The following is a 15,796-nucleotide window of genomic DNA, read 5'->3' as shown; positions in this document are numbered from 1 at the left end:
GCACCCGCAGCGTGCTGGCAATTTTGAAGTCTGTCAATTTGCCCGTGCAGTCCTTGCACCGGAGTTTCGCCGGACGAAAAGAGGCGGCCGCATCGCGACCGCCTCCTCCTTCCCCGCATGGCTTGGTTGCCGCGGTTGTTATTCTGCTGCGATGACGCCCCTGCGGATCTGGTCTTCCTCGATGCTCTCGAAGAGCGCGCGGAAATTGCCCTCGCCGAAGCCTTCGTCGCCCTTGCGCTGGATGAACTCGAAGAAGATCGGGCCGATCACGGTCTTGGAGAAGATCTGGAGCAGGATCTTCGTCATGCCGCCATCGACGACACCTTCGCCGTCGATCAGGATGCCGTGCTTCTTCATACGTTCGACCGGCTCCTCATGGCCGACGACGCGCACATAGGAGCGGTCATAGTAGTTGTCCGGCGGGCCGGGCATGAATTTCAGGCCGTTGTCGGCCAGCCTGTCGGTCGCGTCGTAGATCGCATCCGTGCCGACGGCGATGTGCTGGATGCCTTCGCCCTTGTACTTCTTCAGGTACTCGACAATCTGGCTCGTCTCGTCCTTGGATTCGTTCAGGGGGATGCGGATCTTGCCGCAGGGCGAGGTGATGGCGCGCGAGACGAGGCCGGTGATGCGGCCGTCGATGTCGAAGAAGTGGATCTGCCTGAAGCCGAAGAGCTCGCGGTAGAAATCCCACCACTTGTCCATGTTGCCACGATAGACGTTGTGGGTCAGGTGGTCGAGATAGTAGAAGCCGACGCCTTCCGGCATCGGATCGCGCGCGCCGGTCCATTCAAATTCGGCGTCATAGGCCGAGCCCCTGGCGCCGTATGTCTCGACGAAATAGAGCAGCGAGCCGCCGATGCCGACGATGGCGGGCACGTCGAGCGCCTTGTCGTCGCCTTCATAGGGCGTCGCGCCTCTGGAGACGGCGTGCTCGAAAGCGTGTTTCGCATCGACCACGCGCCAGGCCATGGAGGCGGCGCAGGGGCCGTGCAGCCCGGTGAACGTCATGGCATGGGAGCCGGGCTCGGCATTGACGAGGTAGTTGATGTCGCCCTGGCGCCAGACGGAGATCGCCTTGGTGCGGTGCGTGGCGACCTTGCTGTAGCCCATCCGGGCGAAGAGCGCCTCCAGCTTTTCCGGCTCGGGATGGGCGAACTCGACGAACTCGAAGCCGTCGGTGCCGGCCGGGTTTTCCGCGCTGATCTCGGCCGGCGGTGCGTCATGCGGGAAAGGGCCCATCGTTCGTCCTCCTCGACTTGATGTAAGGCAAGTATGGCGCGGTTTTCATGCAATGTGCGTGCATAGTGCTTGATCTTTGGCAAATCGATGCGATGTTCGTGCGTGAAATTACCAAATGGAGGGAAAACCGTGCATATCGACGCCTTCGACCGCAGGCTGCTCGCGCATTTGCAGGAGGATGCGCGCCTGACGAACAACGAGCTTTCGGAGCGCATCAATCTTTCGGCCTCGCAATGTTCGCGCCGGCGCATACGGCTGGAGGAGGAGGGGATCATCCGGGCCTACCGGGCCGAGCTTGACCGGGAGAAGCTCGATCTCGGCATCGTGATCGTGGTGACGGTGACGCTTTCCACGCACAATCGCGACAATGCGGTGCGCTTCGCGCGGCTGATCTCCAACCTGCCGGAAGTGCTGGAGGCCTATTCGCTGACGGGGGAGATGGACTACATCATCAAGGTCGTCGTGCCGAACCTGAAGGCGCTTTCGGCCTTCGTCAACGACGTGCTGCTGCCGCACGAATCCGTCTCGCACGTCAAGACGGCCATCGTGCTCGACACGCTGAAGGAAACCACGGCCCTGCCGCTTTGAGGCTGTTGCCGGAGGGCAACAGCGCGCGCTCCTCTTCCTTTTCGTTGGAACTGGCCGGATTCCCGCGCCGTTATAGGGGCGATCGACAACGGAACATGACGGCTGCCGCCGCGGCCGATACCATCAGGAACAGGACATGCAAGCCAACGCCTCCAAGCCGCAGAACCCGGTCGCCGCCCGCCTCCGCCCGGTCGTCTATCTCTACGCCGCCTTCAACGTCGCGGTCGCGGTGCTTCTCTTCTCCACCGTCTCCCCGACGCTCGCCACCGACGCCGCGCAGGAGATCGCGAGCCTTCGCTAGTTGGCGCTTGGTCTTCCCGCGCGCTTGCGGCTATAGGGGAGCGACGTGCGCAACCGAGCGAGGATACCATGGGCATGCTTCAGGCGGGCATCATTCCCGTCACTCCCTTCCAGCAGAACTGCACCATCCTCTTCGACACGGAGACGAAGGAAGGCGTGGTCGTCGATCCCGGCGGCGACGTCGATGTGATCCTCCAGACGGTGAAGGACAACGGCATCAGCCTGAAGGCGATCTGGCTGACGCACGGCCATATCGACCATGCCGGCGGCGCGAAGGAACTGAAGGGCGCGCTCGGCATCGACATCATCGGCCCGCACAAGGACGATCTCCCGCTGCTGCAGCGCCTTGAGGCGCAGGCCTCGATGTTCGGCGTGCCGATGAAAGTGAGCAATGTCGTGCCGGACCGCTGGCTGGAGGATGGCGACACCGTGTCCTTCGGCGATCATGAATTCGAGGTCTACCACACGCCCGGCCATGCGCCGGGGCATGTGATCTACTTCAACCGCGGCCAGGGCTTCGCCCATCTCGGCGACGTGCTCTTCCAGGGCTCGATCGGGCGCACGGACCTGCCGGGCGGCAACCACCAGCAGCTTCTGGAATCGATCCGCGACAAGGTGTTTCCGCTGGGCGACGAGGTGGGTTTCCTCTGCGGCCACGGGCCGGGCGGCAAGATCGGCGAGGAGCGCCGGACCAATCCGTTCCTGCGCGGGCTCTGAGCGTCACACAGACTTGCAGGCTTCCTGCGAAAGGAAAAGGCGGGCGCCGCGCGGCGCCCGCCTTTTTCCGTCTACACGCCGAACTCAGCCGGCCGTGCAGAAATGCTCGCGGCCGTCATAGCCGACGAAGGTGCCGCTGTTCGGGTCGAACGAGCGGTAGCGCTGCGAGCAGTAGCGATACCAGGACTGCGTCCAGGGCTCGTAGCTCGGGGCCGGGCGGTAGATCACGCGGCGCTCGGGTTCCGGATAGTAATCCGGCTCGACATAGACGCGGCGTTCCTCGTAGCGCGGCTGGGAGGCGATCGCGCCGCCGATGATCATGCCGGTGGCAAGGCCGATCGCACCGCCGACGAGGGCGTCGTTGTTGCGATGATGATGACGGGGATAGGGGCGGGGACCCCAATAGCCGTCGCGGTCGCGCGCCTGGGCGATGCCAGCGGTCGCGGTGAGCGTCGTGGCGGCGACAGCGGCGGAAAGCACGAGAGCTTTGATGACTTTGTTCATGACGTCGTTCCTTTGAACGCCGGCTTCTGCCGGTCGATGACGTCAGCAAACTAGAAGACTGCGGCTGAACGGAGGCTGAACGAAAAAACCCGGCATTGCTGCCGGGCTCCAACTTGAAAATCCTGAAAGTGCCGGATCAGCCGGCGATCTGCAGGTTGACCGCCTTCGGGCCTTTGCCGCGGCGATCGGGTTCCGTGTCGAAGCTTACCTTCTGGTTTTCGGAAAGGCCGTTCAGGCCGGAAGCCTGCACAGCGGAAATATGTACGAAGATATCCGCACCACCGTTGTCGGGCTTGATGAAGCCAAAGCCCTTCTCGGTGTTGAAGAATTTTACGATGCCAGTTTCGGCCATGCGTCAGGTCCTTTGCTCTCTGCCCGTATATTTGGCGGCGGGCAGCATATCAGTTTTGCCCCGAGGGGCGTTAGGCAGGCAGTTCTCGAGGTTGAGGAAAGGGTCCTGTTTTCACCGCAGCCAGCCAACCACAAGGTCACGAGGACCATCCAGATGTTGGCTGCCCGGAATTGTTTCGCGTCTCCGGCGCGCTTTTATTCAAGGTCTTCCCGTGTTCGCAAATTGCCCGAACGGAGCAAGAGTGATGTGTTTGCGTGAAATTGGCAAGCAAAAGTTTTGATGCGCGTTGGAGGCGCCTCACTTTGGTCAAATTCCGGGCGATTGCCGAAAAAAGCCCCAGCTTCTACGGGCTCCCGGGCGTTCCTGTACAACCTATATTGCAGAGCCGAAGAAGAACGCGGTGCAACGTCCGTTTCATGCTTCCACGGGCGTGACCGCGCGCCGCGGGCGCAGGAGTTCGGGCACGAGTTCAACCGCCAGCATGGCAAGGAAGATGATGGCGCAGCCCGCATAGCCGGCGGGACTGATCGTCTCGCCGAGCAGCAGCACGCCGAACAGCGCTGCGAACAGCGCTTCGCTCGACAGGAAGATGGCGGCCTGCGGCGCCGTCGTGTAGCGCTGGGCGACGTTCTGGAAGATGAAGGCGACCCCGCTCGAAAAGAGGCCGGCATAGAGGATTTCCGGCAGCGCGCCGCTGATTGCGGCAAGGCTGACGGGCTCGAACAGCAGGCCTGCGCCGCAGCCGACGACGGCGCAGACGAAGAATTGCACGAGCGAGAGAGCCAGCGGCCGGCCGGAGCGGCCGGAGAAGACGCCGACGCAGATCATCTGGACGGACCAGAGCACGGCGCAGAAGATCGTCAGCATGTCGCCGAGCGTCAGCGCGGCGAGCGTGCCGCCCGACAGGAGGAAAATGCCGAAGGAGGCCATGAAGGCGGCGGGCCAGACGATCCAGTGCGGCCGGCGGCGCAGCACCAGCACGGTCAGGATCGGCGTGAAGACGACGTAGAGGCCGGTGAGGAAGCCGGAATTGGTGACGGTCGTGGTCAGCAGGCCGACCTGCTGGAAGGCGGCGGCGGCGAAAAGCGCGATGCCGGTCAGCACGAAGCCGGCAAGATCGCTCCGCCGCAACGGGCTCGTCGCGCGCGCCTTCTCCCACAGCGCGAAGGGGAGGGCGACGAGCGTGGCGACGGCAAAGCGCAGGCCGATGAACCAGACGGGGCCGAGCGATTTCATCGCCGTGGACTGGGCGATGAAGCCCGCGCCCCAGATGGCGCCGGCCAGCAACAGGAGAAGGTTCGCCTGAACGCGCGTCATGTCTCAAGCCCTGATGGGAGGAAAGCGGCGCGGATGCGCCTTGCGCCCTGCTAGCAGGTGCGCGATGGCAAGGCAAGGGAGGAGGTCAGTTCGTCGTCGTGGACCGGGAGACGCGCAGGAGGGCGCCATCCGCGCCGTCCGTCAGAAGAAGCAGGGCGCCGTCCGGCGCCACGACCACGTCGCGGATACGGCCGAACTCGCCGCCGAACAGGCGTTCCTCGGACAGGATGGCGCCGCCTTCGTCGCGTTCCAGGCGGGCGACGAGCCGGTATTTCAGCGCGGCGACGATCAGGTTGCCGTCCCATTCGGGGAACATGGCGCCGCGGTAGACGGCGATGGCGCCCGGCGCGATGGACGGATCCCAGTAATAAAGCGGCGCCTCGTAGCCGGCGGCGGACGAGCCGAGGTCGAACTCCGCGCCGGAATAGTGCCGCCCGTAGGAGACGAGCGGCCAGCCGTAGTTGCGGCCGGGTTGCGGGTTGTTGATCTCGTCGCCGCCGCGCGCGCCGTGCTCGGCCGAAAGCAGCGTGCCGTCCTTCGGGTCGATGGTCAGCCCCTGCGGGTTGCGGTGGCCCTTCGACCAGATTTCCGCAAGGCCCTCGGATGTGCCGAGGAAGGGGTTGGCGGCATGGGGGCTGCCGTCCGGGTTGATATGCAGGATGGCGCCGGCATGGTCGCGCGGATCCTGCGCGCGCTCGCCCTCGCCGCGGTCGCCGATGCCGAAGAACAGGCTGCCGTCCTTTGCGATTGCGATGCGCGAGCCGAAATGCTCGCCGCGCGTGGACAGGCGGTTCATCAGGAAGATGCGGGCGGTCTCCTCGAGCGTCGTGCCGTCGTCCGACAGCCGTGCCCGGGCGACGGCCGTGCCGGCGCCGCCGTCGCCGCGGGCGCTATACGTAAGATAGAGGAGGCGGCTGGTGGCGAAGTCGGGTGCGAGCGCGATGTCGAGCAGGCCGCCCTGGCCGTTCGTCGCCACTTCCGGCACGCCGGTGATCGGCGCGGAGATCCGGCCGTTGCGCACGAGGCGGAGCGTGCCGCCCTTTTCGGAAACCAGATAGCCGCCATCCGGCAGCACTTCTACGGACCATGGCTGTTTCAGGCCGGTCACCAGCGTCTCGATGGCCAGGGTCGCCTTCTTGCTGGGGAACTCGCGGGTCTGTGCGGCCGAGGGGGCGGGAGACAGCGCGACGGCCAGGAGGATCGCTATCGCCGCGCCTTTCACAAGGCCCTTCAAATCGCTTTTTTCCCGCCGCATCGTCGTCTCCCCTTTGCCCGTTAACTGGACCACCGGCGACCGGCTTTCAAGGGGCGTTCCGGGGAGGATGCGGGGGACGGGGTCACTTTTGCGTGGTGTCGAGCTGCGAGGCCGCGGCCGGGATGCCGGAGGTCTTGATCGTGTCGATGGCGACGGCCGGCGGCGAGATCAGGCTGACGACCATGACCACGCAGGCGGCGAGCGCCGTCATGGCGATCAGGAACATGGCGCGCGATTCGCGGGCCTTCGGCGTGCCGGCGGTCTTGTCTTCGTCCAGAAACATCGTCATCCCCTGTCTTGGCTTTTTTCCTCTTGCGGGACTGAAAAGGCCTGCCGAAATCGGCGCCACAAGGACCGAATTGCGGCAAGGGCCGACATTTATTGCGGCAAAAATATGGCATGGTAAAAAAGACGGATTTTCAACATGTTCGGTCGACGGAATGGCCGTTTTTCACCGTCTAGACGCCCCGCCTGCCGAAGTGGCGCACAGGGCGCGAAGCGCGTGCCTCGGCCGGCGCGTTAACGCCCGCCGCGGGGCTTTCCGGCGGCGCCTGCAACGGCTCGGCGCCGCGTTCGGGGTAGGTGCTGTTGAAGCTGGTCGGGGCCAGTTCCGGACGGGCAAGCAGGTAGCCCTGCATCAGCGGGCCGCCCATCTCGCGGCAGCGGGCGATCATGCCGGGATCCTCGATGCCGGCGACGACGGTGCGGATGCCCTTCTGCGCGAACTGGCCGAGCACCACCCGCAGGAGCGCAAGGCCCGCGGAGTTTTCCGCAAAGCCGTGCAGCCAGGCCGTATCGAAGGTCACGTATTGCGGCTTCAGGCGCTCGAGGCGTTCGAGGTCGCGGTCCTCGCCCGTATACTCGTCTATGGCGATGGAAAAGCCGCTTTCACGAAGCCGTCCGGCGAATTGCGCGAGGACGTCGGGATCGTCGAGCGGGTGTTCGCGCAACTCACAGACGACAGCCTCGGGCGCCATGCCGGCTTCGTGCGTGCAGAGCCGCAGGCGTTCGACCTCCTGGCGCATCGCCTGGGGGGTGTCGTAGAGACCTTTCTGGAAATTCACGAGCAGCGCGATGTCCTGCCGGCCGAGCGCGCCGGTGTTGAGGATGTGGAGGCTCCGGCAAAGGCCGTCGACCGCGGCGCGCTCGTCTTCCGGCACGGTGTGGAAGAAGTCCGTCGGGGCGGCGGGGTCACCGTCGACGCTTGCGCGGATCAGCCCCTTGAAGGCGGCGATCTGCAGCCGGCCGTCCTCGCGCTCGCGAAAGATCGGCTGGAGCGCCGATTGCAGCAGGAAGGCGCCGTAGACGGCGCTGAACGCTCCATCCGGCTGGCGGACGAGATTGGAGAAGATGCTTCTTTCGCTCATGCAGCGCACCACTCGCCGGAACGATGTCGACGTCGAAGAAAGGATAGAGCCGATCCGTTAACGCCGGCTTAAGTCTTCGCGTAAAAATTTCTGTTTTTTCCTTGTTCTTCAACCTTTGGGTGCGATGGTTGCACGAGAGGAGCGCGATGCATTCGCGTTGCTGATGGCGCCCATGAAATTTTGCGCCGAGGCCCGCATTTCCCGCTTTTTTTCCCCTGCGCGCTTGCAAGACCGGCCCACATTCGACATAGACCTAACCGCTATGGAGCCCGGCGCTCCGGGTCCATGGCGCCAAGCCGTCTTTGAACCCGATGAGGACATCTCCATCATGGCCTTTCTTGCCGACGCTCTTTCCCGTGTGAAGCCTTCCGCCACCATCGCCGTTTCCCAGAAAGCGCGCGAGCTGAAAGCCAAGGGCCGCGACGTCATCGGGCTCGGTGCGGGCGAGCCGGACTTCGACACGCCTGACAACATCAAGCAGGCCGCCATCGAGGCGATCAACCGCGGCGAGACGAAGTACACGCCGGTTTCCGGCATTCCGGAACTGCGCGAGGCCATCGTCAGGAAGTTCAAGCGCGAGAACAATCTCGACTACACCGCCGCGCAGACCATCGTCGGCACGGGCGGAAAGCAGATTCTTTTCAACGCCTTCATGGCGACGATGAATCCGGGCGATGAAGTCGTTATCCCGACACCTTACTGGGTGTCCTACCCGGAAATGGTCTCGCTGTGCGGCGGCACGCCGGTCTTCGTCGCCACGACGCAGGAAAACAAGTTCAAGCTGAAGGCGGAAGACCTTGAAAAGGCGATCACGCCGAAGACCAAGTGGTTCATCTTCAATTCGCCGTCCAACCCTTCGGGCGCGGCCTACAGCCACGACGAGCTGAAGGTGCTGACGGACGTGCTGATGCGCCACCCGCATGTCTGGGTGCTGACCGACGACATGTACGAGCACCTGACCTATGGCGACTTCAAGTTCGCGACCCCGGTCGAGGTCGAGCCCGGCCTCTACGACCGCACGCTGACGATGAACGGCGTTTCCAAGGCCTATGCGATGACCGGCTGGCGTATCGGCTATGCGGCCGGCCCGCTCGCCCTCATCAAGGCCATGGACATGATCCAGGGCCAGCAGACGTCGGGCGCCTGCTCGATCGCCCAGTGGGCCGCCGTCGAGGCGCTGAACGGCACGCAGGCCTTCATCCCGGAAAACAAGAAGATCTTCGAGGGCCGCCGCGATCTCGTCGTCTCCATGCTCAACCAGGCGACCGGCATCGAGTGCCCGTCGCCGGAAGGCGCCTTCTACGTCTATCCGTCCTGCAAGGGCCTGATCGGCAAGACCGCGCCGTCGGGCAAGGTCATAGAGACGGACGAGGACTTCGTTTCGGAACTGCTGGAAGCCGAAGGCGTCGCCGTCGTGCACGGCTCGGCCTTCGGCCTTGGCCCGAACTTCCGCATCTCCTATGCGACCTCGGAAGCGCAGCTTGAAGAAGCCTGCAAGCGTATCCAGCGCTTCTGCGCGGCCTGCAAGTGAGCCATTTCGCTTCGTGAACGAGAAACCCGCCGGAGACGGCGGGTTTTTTGTGCGCGATGTGCGCCTCAAGGTTCGGGGCAGATTTGTGTCCGCAACGGCGCTTCCATTCGGCGTCATCCTCGGGCCTGATGCGAGGATCCATCCTCCAGGCGCCGCTTTCCTTTGTGGCATGGATGCTCGGGTCAGGCCGGAGGGGGCGGCAAGATGCCAAGGGGCGGAGACGCTGGGGGTAACAGACGGCTTGCGCGATTGTCGTGCGATTCTTTCCTGCCGGCCGGTGAAAATTTCGCCTTCGTTGCCGATATAATATGGCGATACGGAAACACCGGAGCAGCATCATGAAAGCCACGTCCTTTTTCCTTTCGACCCTGCTGACGCTGGGCGCCGCAACGTCGGCCCTTGCCGCCGACGGCTACGGGGACCGGAGCGGGGAAGCGCCGCGCGGAAAAATCGTCGTCGGCGAGCGTCCGGCCACGATGTCGGTCTGGGACTATTTCTTCAACAACCCCGAAAAGTACCGCTCCATGCGCAACGGGCCGGGCGAGTACCATGTCGGCGGCGCGCGCCGCTCATAGTCCAATCAGCGTCAGCATGATGAAGGTTGCGAAGAGGATGAAATGCGTCATCCCCTCGATGGCGTTCGTCTCGCCGTCGTTAAGGTTGATGGCGGCGGCGATCAGCGTGATGGCGACCATCACGGTCTGCGTCGGCGACATGGCCATGACGAAGGGCTGGCCGGTGTAGAGGGCGATGGCCTCCATGACGGGCACCGTGAGGATGACCGTCGAGAGCGATGCGCCCATGGCGATGTTGACGACGGACTGCATGCGGTTGGCGAGCGCGGCGCGCAAGGCCGTCAGGATTTCCGGCGCGGCGGAGATCGCGGCGACGACCACGGCCATCAACGCCGGCGGCGCGCCGGAGCCTTTCAGCCCGGCGCCGAGCAGCACCGACATCACTTCGGCAAGCGCGCCGATCAGCACCACGCCGATGACGATGACGAGGATCGAGAGCGTCGCCGGCTCGTTCTCGTCCGGCGCCTTGCTCGCCATGCCCTCCTTCCGCTCCGTGCGCGGATAGGCATAGCTGAAGAAATAGCTGTGCGCGCCGACCTGCATGCGCAGGAACAGCGCATAGAGGGCGATCATCGCGCCGATGGTGAAGGCGGAATAGAGATGCCAGCTTTCGCGCGGCACGAATTCCGGCACCACCATGGAGATGCCCATGGCCGTCAGGATCATCACGCCGTAGGTCTTGCCGGAATCGTCGTTGTAGGGCTGCTCGCCGTGGCGGATGCCGCCGAGGAGCGCCGCAAGGCCGAGGATGCCGTTGATGTCTAGCATCACGGCGGCATAGATCGTGTCGCGCACCAGCGTCGGCGATGTCTCGCCCTGCATCATGATGGCGAGGATCACCACCTCCACCAGTACGGCCGACAGGGTGAGGATCATCGTGCCGTAGGGATCGCCGACCTTGGAGGCGAGGATTTCCGCATGATGGGCGATGCGGGTGGAAACGAGGACGATGGCGACGACGAGGGCGAAGGCCGCCGCCAGCACCGGCAGGCGGCCCATCTCCAGCAGGCTGTGCTCGCTCGCATAGGCGAGGATGGCGGCGGCGAGGCCGACGAACAGGAAGCGTTCCTTCAGCAGGCTGGACAGCATGGGCGAGCGGCTCCGGGGTAGATTCACCTCAGGTAGATGTAGCCGAGCCGCGCAAAAAGAAAACGCCCGCGGTGGAGGAAACCGCAGGCGCCGTCTTCATATTGCGAAAGGCTCTTCGGAGCGCCGCCCGTTCAGGCGACGTTTTCGAGGGCCGGGTAGTCGGTATAGCCCCTGGCGCCGCCGCCGTATAAGGTGTCCTTGTCCAGCGGATTCAGCACCGTGTCGTTCTTCAGCCGCTCCACGAGATCAGGGTTGGCGATGAAGAGCTTGCCGAAGGCGACGAGGTCGGCCTTGCCTTCTTCCACGGCGTCGATGGCAAGCTCGCGGTTGTAGCCGTTGTTGACCATCCAGGCCGCCTTGCCGCCGGCTGCCTTGTATGCCGCGCGCAGCGCCGCATAGTCGAACGGGGCGTCGCCCTGCTGGTGATCACGGGCTCCGCCCGTCGCGCCCTCGATGATGTGGATGTAGGAAAGGTCGTAACGGGCAAGGCCCTCCACGACATAGGTGAAGAGGGGCTGCGGGTTCGGATCGAAGGCATCGTTGGCCGGCGTGACCGGCGAGATGCGGATTGCCGTGCGCCCGGCGCCGATTTCCGAGGTGATCGCATCGACGACCTCGAAGAGCAGACGCGCGCGGTTCTCGATGGAGCCGCCGTATTCGTCCGTGCGCTGGTTGCTGCCCGAGCGCAGGAACTGGTCGATCAGGTAGCCGTTGGCCGCATGGATCTCAACGCCGTCGAAACCGGCGTCCACCGCGGCGCGGGCGGCGCGGCGATAGTCTTCCACGATGCCGGGAAGCTCCTGCTTTTCCAGGGCACGGGGCTCGGATGTCTCGGCGAAGCTGCCGGTGCCGTCGGCATTGATGAGATAGGTCTTGGACTTGGCCCGGATGGCGGAGGGGGCGACCGGCTTGCCGCCGCCCGGCTGCAGCGTATCGTGCGAAATCCGGCCGACATGCCACATCTGCACGACGATCCTGCCGCCGGCCTTGTGCACGGAATCGGTGACCTGCTTCCAGCCGGCGAGCGCTTCCGGCGTGTAGAGGCCCGGCACGTCGGCGTAGCCCTGGCCCTGCTGGGTGATGGCCGTGGCCTCGGTGATCAGCAGGCCGGCGCTGGCGCGCTGCTCGTAATAGGCGGCGTTCAGGGTGTTCGGCACGGCGCCCGGGGAGCGGTTGCGCGTCAGAGGCGCCATGACGATGCGATTCTTGAGCTGGATATCGCCGATCTTGATGGGGTCGAAGAGCGAGGGCATGGAAGAGTCCTTCTTCTGGCTAGGAAAGGAGGGCGCTCAGAGGGCGCCATTGATGTGGTGGAGGAAGGCCGCGATCTTGTCTTCGTCGCGTTTGAAGAACACCCACTGGCCGACCTTGCGCGTCGTCACGAGGCCGGCGCGCTGGAGGGTGGCAAGATGGGCGGAGACGGTGGACTGCGAAAGGTCGCAGCGCTTTTCGATCTGGCCGGCGCACACGCCGAAATCCAGGGGATGCTCCTGGCCGGCGAAATGCTGCCGCGGCTCCTTCAGCCAGGCGAGAATCTCCAGCCGCTTCGGATGGGCGAGGGCCTTGAGGATTTCGTCGGTGTCGAGCGGGGTCATTGTCTATCGTGATCCGGCGATGGGTATATCGGTCTTCATCGATATTGGGTTCGTCATTTGTCGATGCAAGAGGCGCAGGCAAAAAAAAGGGCCACGAGCGAAGCCCGGGCCCTGCAAGGTTGAAGGTTCAAAACCTCCAGAGGGGAACAGCCAACGCGCGGCACTGGGAGGAGAAGACCGCAAGTGCGTCGGCTGTTCTAGATATGGGGGAGGGGGCGCTGTTCTTCAAGAGAAGCGCGTGCCAAGTTTTGCAGGAATGTTGAAAATTCCATCTTGGTTAACGGAAGGCAAAAAAAGAGGGCCGCAAGATCAACTTGGGCCCTTTGTAGTTTTGAAGGTAATAAAACCTCCAGAGGGGAACAGCTGCTGCGGTGGCACTGGGAGGAAAAAGCCACCAAAATGCATCAGCTGGGCGCGATATGGTGGTTTTTTGGGCATACATCAATCATTTAATGTGCATGCCAGCCATGCACGAGGCGCAGGCCTTGGAAATCGGCCCTGTTCAGAAGTTCCAGTTGCGCGCCTTGGCGACGATGAAATCCCTGAAAACCTTGAGCTTGGCCGAGTTCTTCATCTCGCTCGGGTAGCAGAAATAGGTATCGAAGGAGGGGATGTCGGCGCTGACGGGGAGCTGGATCAGTCCCGGGTCGCGGCCGACAATATAATCCGGCAGCATCGCGATGCCGATGCCGAGCAGGCAGGCGCGCTTGATCGAGGTCTGGCTGTTGATCTGCAGGACGGAGGGACGGGGATTGTCGGAATCGCGGCCGGCGACCTCCAGCCAGTTGACGTCCAGGAGGTAGCTCGGCGCGGGCTCGCCGAAGGTGATGATCTTGTGATTGTCGAGATCGTCGATCGACTGCGGCTCGCCGTAGCGGTTGATGTAGGAGGGGGCGGCGTAGATGTGCATGTGCACGGTGAAGAGCCGGCGCTGGATGAGGTCCGACTGCTGCGGTTCGCGCAGGCGGATGGCGCAGTCCGCATGGCGCATGTTCACGTCCAGCTCCTCGTTGTCGAGGATGAGCTGCACCTGCATGTCCGGGTAAAGCGCGAGGAATTCCTGCACCTTGTCCGTCAGCCAGCCCTGGCCGAGGCCGACCGTGGTGGTGATGCGCAGCTTGCCGCTCGGCTTCTCGGTGTTTTCCGTGAGCTGGACGCGCACGCTTTCGAGCTTCATCAGCACGTCGTGCGCGGCGCGGTAGAGGATTTCGCCCTGCTCGGTAAGGATCAGGCCGCGGGCATGGCGGTGGAAGAGCTTGATGCCGACATCCTGTTCCAGCGCGCTCACCTGGCGGCTGATGGCCGATTGAGAAAGGTGCAGCTTGTCTGCGGCGTGCGTGAACGAGCCGGCCTCGGCCGCGGCGTGAAAAATCCGCAGCTTGTCCCAATCGAGCGGCATTCTATCCCCCATATGTCTGTGAGGCGGGGAGCCTCACGCTTCCCGCCCGGTCGCTGATTTCCACTGTTCCCACTCGGCAGGTCGGACCCGAATCCGCCTCCCTTCGTTGGCGGCTTCTACTCGGCCGCAATTGCGACAGGCATATGACCTGCAAGGTATTTTTCGGTTTCGAGGGCCGCCATGCAGCCCATGCCGGCGGCCGTTACCGCCTGGCGGTAGATGTCGTCCGTGACGTCGCCTGCGGCAAAGACGCCGGGCACGTCCGTCGCGGTGGAATCGGGTGCCGTCCAGAGGTAGCCGTTCGGCTTGTGGCGCAGCTTGCCCTTGAAGAGCTCCACTGCCGGCGCATGGCCGATCGCGACGAAGACGCCGTCCGTTTCCATGTCGCGCGTCTCGCCGGTCTTCACGTTGCGCAGCTTCACGCCGTTGACGGAGGCCGGCATCGGCGGCTTTGCCTCGGAGCCGAGATATTCGACGATTTCGTGGTCCCAGACGACCCTGACGTTCTCCTTGGCGAACAGGCGCTCCTGGAGGATCCGTTCCGCGCGGAACGAATCGCGGCGGTGCACGACCGTCACGGTCTTGGCGAGGTTCGAAAGATAGAGCGCTTCCTCGACGGCCGAATTGCCGCCGCCGACAACGACGACATCCTTGCCCCGGTAGAAGAAGCCGTCGCAGGTGGCGCAGGCCGAAACGCCGAAGCCCATGAACTTATGCTCGGTGTCGATGCCGAGCCACTTGGCCTTTGCACCGGTGGCGATGATCAGCGCGTCGGCGGTCCATGCGGTGCCGCTGTCGGTGGAGATGCGGAAGGGGCGCACGTCGAGATCGACGTTCGTGACGAGGTCGTTGACGATCTCGGCGCCGACATGCTCTGCCTGCTTGAGCATCTGCTCCATCATCCACGGACCCTGCACCGGGTCGGCATAGCCCGGGTAGTTTTCCACGTCGGTGGTGATCATGAGCTGGCCGCCCTGTTCCATGCCGGCGATCAGCACGGGCTCCAGCATGGCGCGGGCGGTATAGATGGCGGCGGTGTAGCCGGCGGGGCCGGAGCCGATGATCAGCACCTTGACGTGCCTGCTGTTGCTGGACTGGCCGGACATGGTCGTTCCTTCCGGGGCCTTGCCCCAATCGGCCCGCCCGCGCGGGTCGCGCGCAGGGCACGGGCCGGCGTGTCTTCGTTCGATGCCCATTTATGAGGGGAGCGCGGACAGTTTCAAGTGCGTGCGGCGCTTTGCCAACAGACTAGCGAAGCCGCGTGACATATTTGTGCCGCTTGCGGTAACAATGTTGCGCTGATGCGGCGATTCGGGTCACTTCCGGTCGCCATCCCGAAAGGTTCCAAAAAGCCCCATGTTCCGTGCAGAACTAGACGCCATCGACATCCGCATCCTGAAGGAGCTCCAGGCCGATGGCCGGATGACCAATGTGGAGCTGGCCGCGCGCGCCGGCATTTCCGCCCCGCCGTGCCTTCGCCGCGTGCGAAAGCTGGAGGAGGCCGGCATCATCGAGGGCTACACGGCAATGCTGAACGCGCCCGCCCTCGGCTACGACCTCGTCGCCTTCTGCATGGTCGGCCTCAAGCACCAGTCCGAAGCCAACCTCAAGGCCTTCGCCGCCGCGACCGGCGAGTGGCCGATGGTCCGCCAGGCCTGGATGGTCTCCGGCGACAGCGATTTCCTCCTCCACTGCATCGCCGAAAACCTCACCCGCTTCCAGGATTTCGTCATCGAGGAACTGACCGCAAACACGCAGGTGGATACGGTGCGGACGATGCTGACGATCCGGCAGGTGAAGAAGGTGGGGCTGGTGGAGATCTAGAAATCGTCCGCAATCTGCCGTATGGACTTATTTATCGGCGATACTTCTTTGTGCGTTGGAGTAAATGGGCCAAGTGTGGGACCAGTTTTTCGCACTTTGATGTTCATGATCGTCGCAAGTCGGATTTGTGGTGCTCGGTAG

At 63.9% G+C, this 15,796-nt stretch carries 18 protein-coding genes; 6 read left to right on the top strand and 12 right to left on the bottom strand.

The window, feature by feature from the left end; genetic code table 11:
- Positions 1-138: 138 nt before the first annotated feature.
- Entirely contained in the window at positions 139-1,242 is a 1,104-nt protein-coding gene (gene hppD / locus L0976_RS03585) for a 4-hydroxyphenylpyruvate dioxygenase (RefSeq protein WP_234186152.1), read from the bottom strand.
- Positions 1,243-1,329: 87 nt separating this feature from the next.
- Between hppD and L0976_RS03580 the strand changes: the two genes are divergently transcribed.
- The 3 genes from L0976_RS03580 to L0976_RS03570 all read left to right on the top strand — a co-directional run bounded on the left by L0976_RS03580 (position 1,330) and on the right by L0976_RS03570 (position 2,847).
- Positions 1,330-1,830 carry an Lrp/AsnC family transcriptional regulator gene (locus L0976_RS03580; RefSeq protein ID WP_234186150.1) on the top strand — a complete coding sequence of 167 codons (501 nt, stop codon included), beginning with the start codon at positions 1,330-1,332 and terminating at the stop codon, positions 1,828-1,830.
- A gap of 136 nt (positions 1,831-1,966) precedes the next feature.
- Positions 1,967-2,131: a hypothetical protein gene (locus tag L0976_RS03575; RefSeq protein WP_203319520.1), complete on the top strand. Its 165-nt coding sequence runs from the start codon at positions 1,967-1,969 to the stop codon at positions 2,129-2,131.
- Between the two features lie 74 nt (positions 2,132-2,205).
- Complete coding sequence (locus L0976_RS03570; RefSeq protein ID WP_234186211.1) at positions 2,206-2,847, top strand: MBL fold metallo-hydrolase; 642 nt, start codon at positions 2,206-2,208, stop codon at positions 2,845-2,847.
- An 84-nt stretch (positions 2,848-2,931) separates the two neighbouring features.
- On the opposite strand, the gene L0976_RS03565 is transcribed toward L0976_RS03570, so the two are convergent.
- From L0976_RS03565 to L0976_RS03540, 6 genes are all read right to left on the bottom strand, one after another.
- Complete coding sequence (locus tag L0976_RS03565; protein WP_203319519.1) at positions 2,932-3,351, bottom strand: BA14K family protein; 420 nt, start codon at positions 3,349-3,351, stop codon at positions 2,932-2,934.
- Between the two features lie 136 nt (positions 3,352-3,487).
- Complete coding sequence (locus tag L0976_RS03560) at positions 3,488-3,703, bottom strand: cold-shock protein (protein WP_023515606.1); 216 nt, start codon at positions 3,701-3,703, stop codon at positions 3,488-3,490.
- Between the two features lie 414 nt (positions 3,704-4,117).
- The gene (locus L0976_RS03555; RefSeq protein WP_234186148.1) at positions 4,118-5,020 is read right to left on the bottom strand and encodes a DMT family transporter; all 903 of its coding nucleotides are present in this window, start codon (positions 5,018-5,020) and stop codon (positions 4,118-4,120) included.
- A gap of 85 nt (positions 5,021-5,105) precedes the next feature.
- Positions 5,106-6,275 (bottom strand): PQQ-dependent sugar dehydrogenase, encoded by a 1,170-nt coding sequence (locus tag L0976_RS03550; protein WP_234186140.1) that lies wholly within the window; start codon positions 6,273-6,275, stop codon positions 5,106-5,108.
- An 82-nt stretch (positions 6,276-6,357) separates the two neighbouring features.
- On the bottom strand, positions 6,358-6,558 hold the full coding sequence (locus L0976_RS03545) for a hypothetical protein (RefSeq protein ID WP_234186138.1): 201 nt from the start codon (positions 6,556-6,558) through the stop codon (positions 6,358-6,360).
- A gap of 175 nt (positions 6,559-6,733) precedes the next feature.
- Entirely contained in the window at positions 6,734-7,642 is a 909-nt protein-coding gene (locus L0976_RS03540) for an EAL domain-containing protein (RefSeq protein ID WP_203319515.1), read from the bottom strand.
- A 328-nt stretch (positions 7,643-7,970) separates the two neighbouring features.
- Between L0976_RS03540 and L0976_RS03535 the strand changes: the two genes are divergently transcribed.
- Together L0976_RS03535 and L0976_RS03530 are read left to right on the top strand one after the other, a co-directional pair.
- Complete coding sequence (locus L0976_RS03535) at positions 7,971-9,173, top strand: pyridoxal phosphate-dependent aminotransferase (protein WP_234186136.1); 1,203 nt, start codon at positions 7,971-7,973, stop codon at positions 9,171-9,173.
- Between the two features lie 338 nt (positions 9,174-9,511).
- The gene (locus L0976_RS03530) at positions 9,512-9,748 is read left to right on the top strand and encodes a hypothetical protein (protein ID WP_234186135.1); all 237 of its coding nucleotides are present in this window, start codon (positions 9,512-9,514) and stop codon (positions 9,746-9,748) included.
- Here the strand turns inward: L0976_RS03530 and L0976_RS03525 are convergent.
- From L0976_RS03525 to trxB, 5 genes are all read right to left on the bottom strand, one after another.
- Positions 9,743-10,837, bottom strand: coding sequence for a calcium:proton antiporter (locus tag L0976_RS03525; RefSeq protein ID WP_234186133.1), 1,095 nt, complete (start codon positions 10,835-10,837; stop codon positions 9,743-9,745). The genes L0976_RS03530 and L0976_RS03525 overlap by 6 nt on opposite strands.
- 131 nt (positions 10,838-10,968) lie before the next feature.
- Positions 10,969-12,090 carry an alkene reductase gene (locus tag L0976_RS03520; protein ID WP_203319511.1) on the bottom strand — a complete coding sequence of 374 codons (1,122 nt, stop codon included), beginning with the start codon at positions 12,088-12,090 and terminating at the stop codon, positions 10,969-10,971.
- 36 nt (positions 12,091-12,126) lie between these two features.
- Positions 12,127-12,432, bottom strand: a complete 306-nt coding sequence (locus tag L0976_RS03515; protein ID WP_234186131.1) for a helix-turn-helix transcriptional regulator — start codon at positions 12,430-12,432, stop codon at positions 12,127-12,129.
- 502 nt (positions 12,433-12,934) lie between these two features.
- Entirely contained in the window at positions 12,935-13,831 is an 897-nt protein-coding gene (locus tag L0976_RS03510) for a LysR family transcriptional regulator VtlR (protein ID WP_203319509.1), read from the bottom strand.
- A gap of 116 nt (positions 13,832-13,947) precedes the next feature.
- Positions 13,948-14,937, bottom strand: a complete 990-nt coding sequence (trxB, locus tag L0976_RS03505; RefSeq protein ID WP_234186129.1) for a thioredoxin-disulfide reductase — start codon at positions 14,935-14,937, stop codon at positions 13,948-13,950.
- A gap of 250 nt (positions 14,938-15,187) precedes the next feature.
- Here trxB and L0976_RS03500 point away from each other — a divergent pair, with 250 nt between their 5' ends.
- Entirely contained in the window at positions 15,188-15,655 is a 468-nt protein-coding gene (locus tag L0976_RS03500) for an Lrp/AsnC family transcriptional regulator (RefSeq protein WP_234186128.1), read from the top strand.
- The last annotated feature ends 141 nt before the right edge of the window (positions 15,656-15,796 follow it).

This window comes from Shinella sp. NM-101 (assembly GCF_021401195.1).
Lineage (GTDB): Bacteria > Pseudomonadota > Alphaproteobacteria > Rhizobiales > Rhizobiaceae > Shinella.
The sequence above is the reverse complement of the archived record's forward strand: the minus strand, read 5'-3'. Positions and strand labels throughout refer to the sequence as shown.

Excerpts from the sequence above, each read along its gene's own strand:
- hppD (WP_234186152.1), bottom strand. The coding sequence starts at position 1,242 with ATGGGCCCTTTCCCGCATGACGCACCGCCGGCCGAGATCAGCGCGGAA.
- L0976_RS03580 (WP_234186150.1), top strand. The coding sequence starts at position 1,330 with ATGCGATGTTCGTGCGTGAAATTACCAAATGGAGGGAAAACCGTGCAT.
- L0976_RS03575 (WP_203319520.1), top strand. The coding sequence starts at position 1,967 with ATGCAAGCCAACGCCTCCAAGCCGCAGAACCCGGTCGCCGCCCGCCTC.
- L0976_RS03570 (WP_234186211.1), top strand. The coding sequence starts at position 2,206 with ATGCTTCAGGCGGGCATCATTCCCGTCACTCCCTTCCAGCAGAACTGC.
- L0976_RS03565 (WP_203319519.1), bottom strand. The coding sequence starts at position 3,351 with ATGAACAAAGTCATCAAAGCTCTCGTGCTTTCCGCCGCTGTCGCCGCC.
- L0976_RS03560 (WP_023515606.1), bottom strand. The coding sequence starts at position 3,703 with ATGGCCGAAACTGGCATCGTAAAATTCTTCAACACCGAGAAGGGCTTT.
- L0976_RS03555 (WP_234186148.1), bottom strand. The coding sequence starts at position 5,020 with ATGACGCGCGTTCAGGCGAACCTTCTCCTGTTGCTGGCCGGCGCCATC.
- L0976_RS03550 (WP_234186140.1), bottom strand. The coding sequence starts at position 6,275 with ATGCGGCGGGAAAAAAGCGATTTGAAGGGCCTTGTGAAAGGCGCGGCG.
- L0976_RS03545 (WP_234186138.1), bottom strand. The coding sequence starts at position 6,558 with ATGTTTCTGGACGAAGACAAGACCGCCGGCACGCCGAAGGCCCGCGAA.
- L0976_RS03540 (WP_203319515.1), bottom strand. The coding sequence starts at position 7,642 with ATGAGCGAAAGAAGCATCTTCTCCAATCTCGTCCGCCAGCCGGATGGA.
- L0976_RS03535 (WP_234186136.1), top strand. The coding sequence starts at position 7,971 with ATGGCCTTTCTTGCCGACGCTCTTTCCCGTGTGAAGCCTTCCGCCACC.
- L0976_RS03530 (WP_234186135.1), top strand. The coding sequence starts at position 9,512 with ATGAAAGCCACGTCCTTTTTCCTTTCGACCCTGCTGACGCTGGGCGCC.
- L0976_RS03525 (WP_234186133.1), bottom strand. The coding sequence starts at position 10,837 with ATGCTGTCCAGCCTGCTGAAGGAACGCTTCCTGTTCGTCGGCCTCGCC.
- L0976_RS03520 (WP_203319511.1), bottom strand. The coding sequence starts at position 12,090 with ATGCCCTCGCTCTTCGACCCCATCAAGATCGGCGATATCCAGCTCAAG.
- L0976_RS03515 (WP_234186131.1), bottom strand. The coding sequence starts at position 12,432 with ATGACCCCGCTCGACACCGACGAAATCCTCAAGGCCCTCGCCCATCCG.
- L0976_RS03510 (WP_203319509.1), bottom strand. The coding sequence starts at position 13,831 with ATGCCGCTCGATTGGGACAAGCTGCGGATTTTTCACGCCGCGGCCGAG.
- trxB (WP_234186129.1), bottom strand. The coding sequence starts at position 14,937 with ATGTCCGGCCAGTCCAGCAACAGCAGGCACGTCAAGGTGCTGATCATC.
- L0976_RS03500 (WP_234186128.1), top strand. The coding sequence starts at position 15,188 with ATGTTCCGTGCAGAACTAGACGCCATCGACATCCGCATCCTGAAGGAG.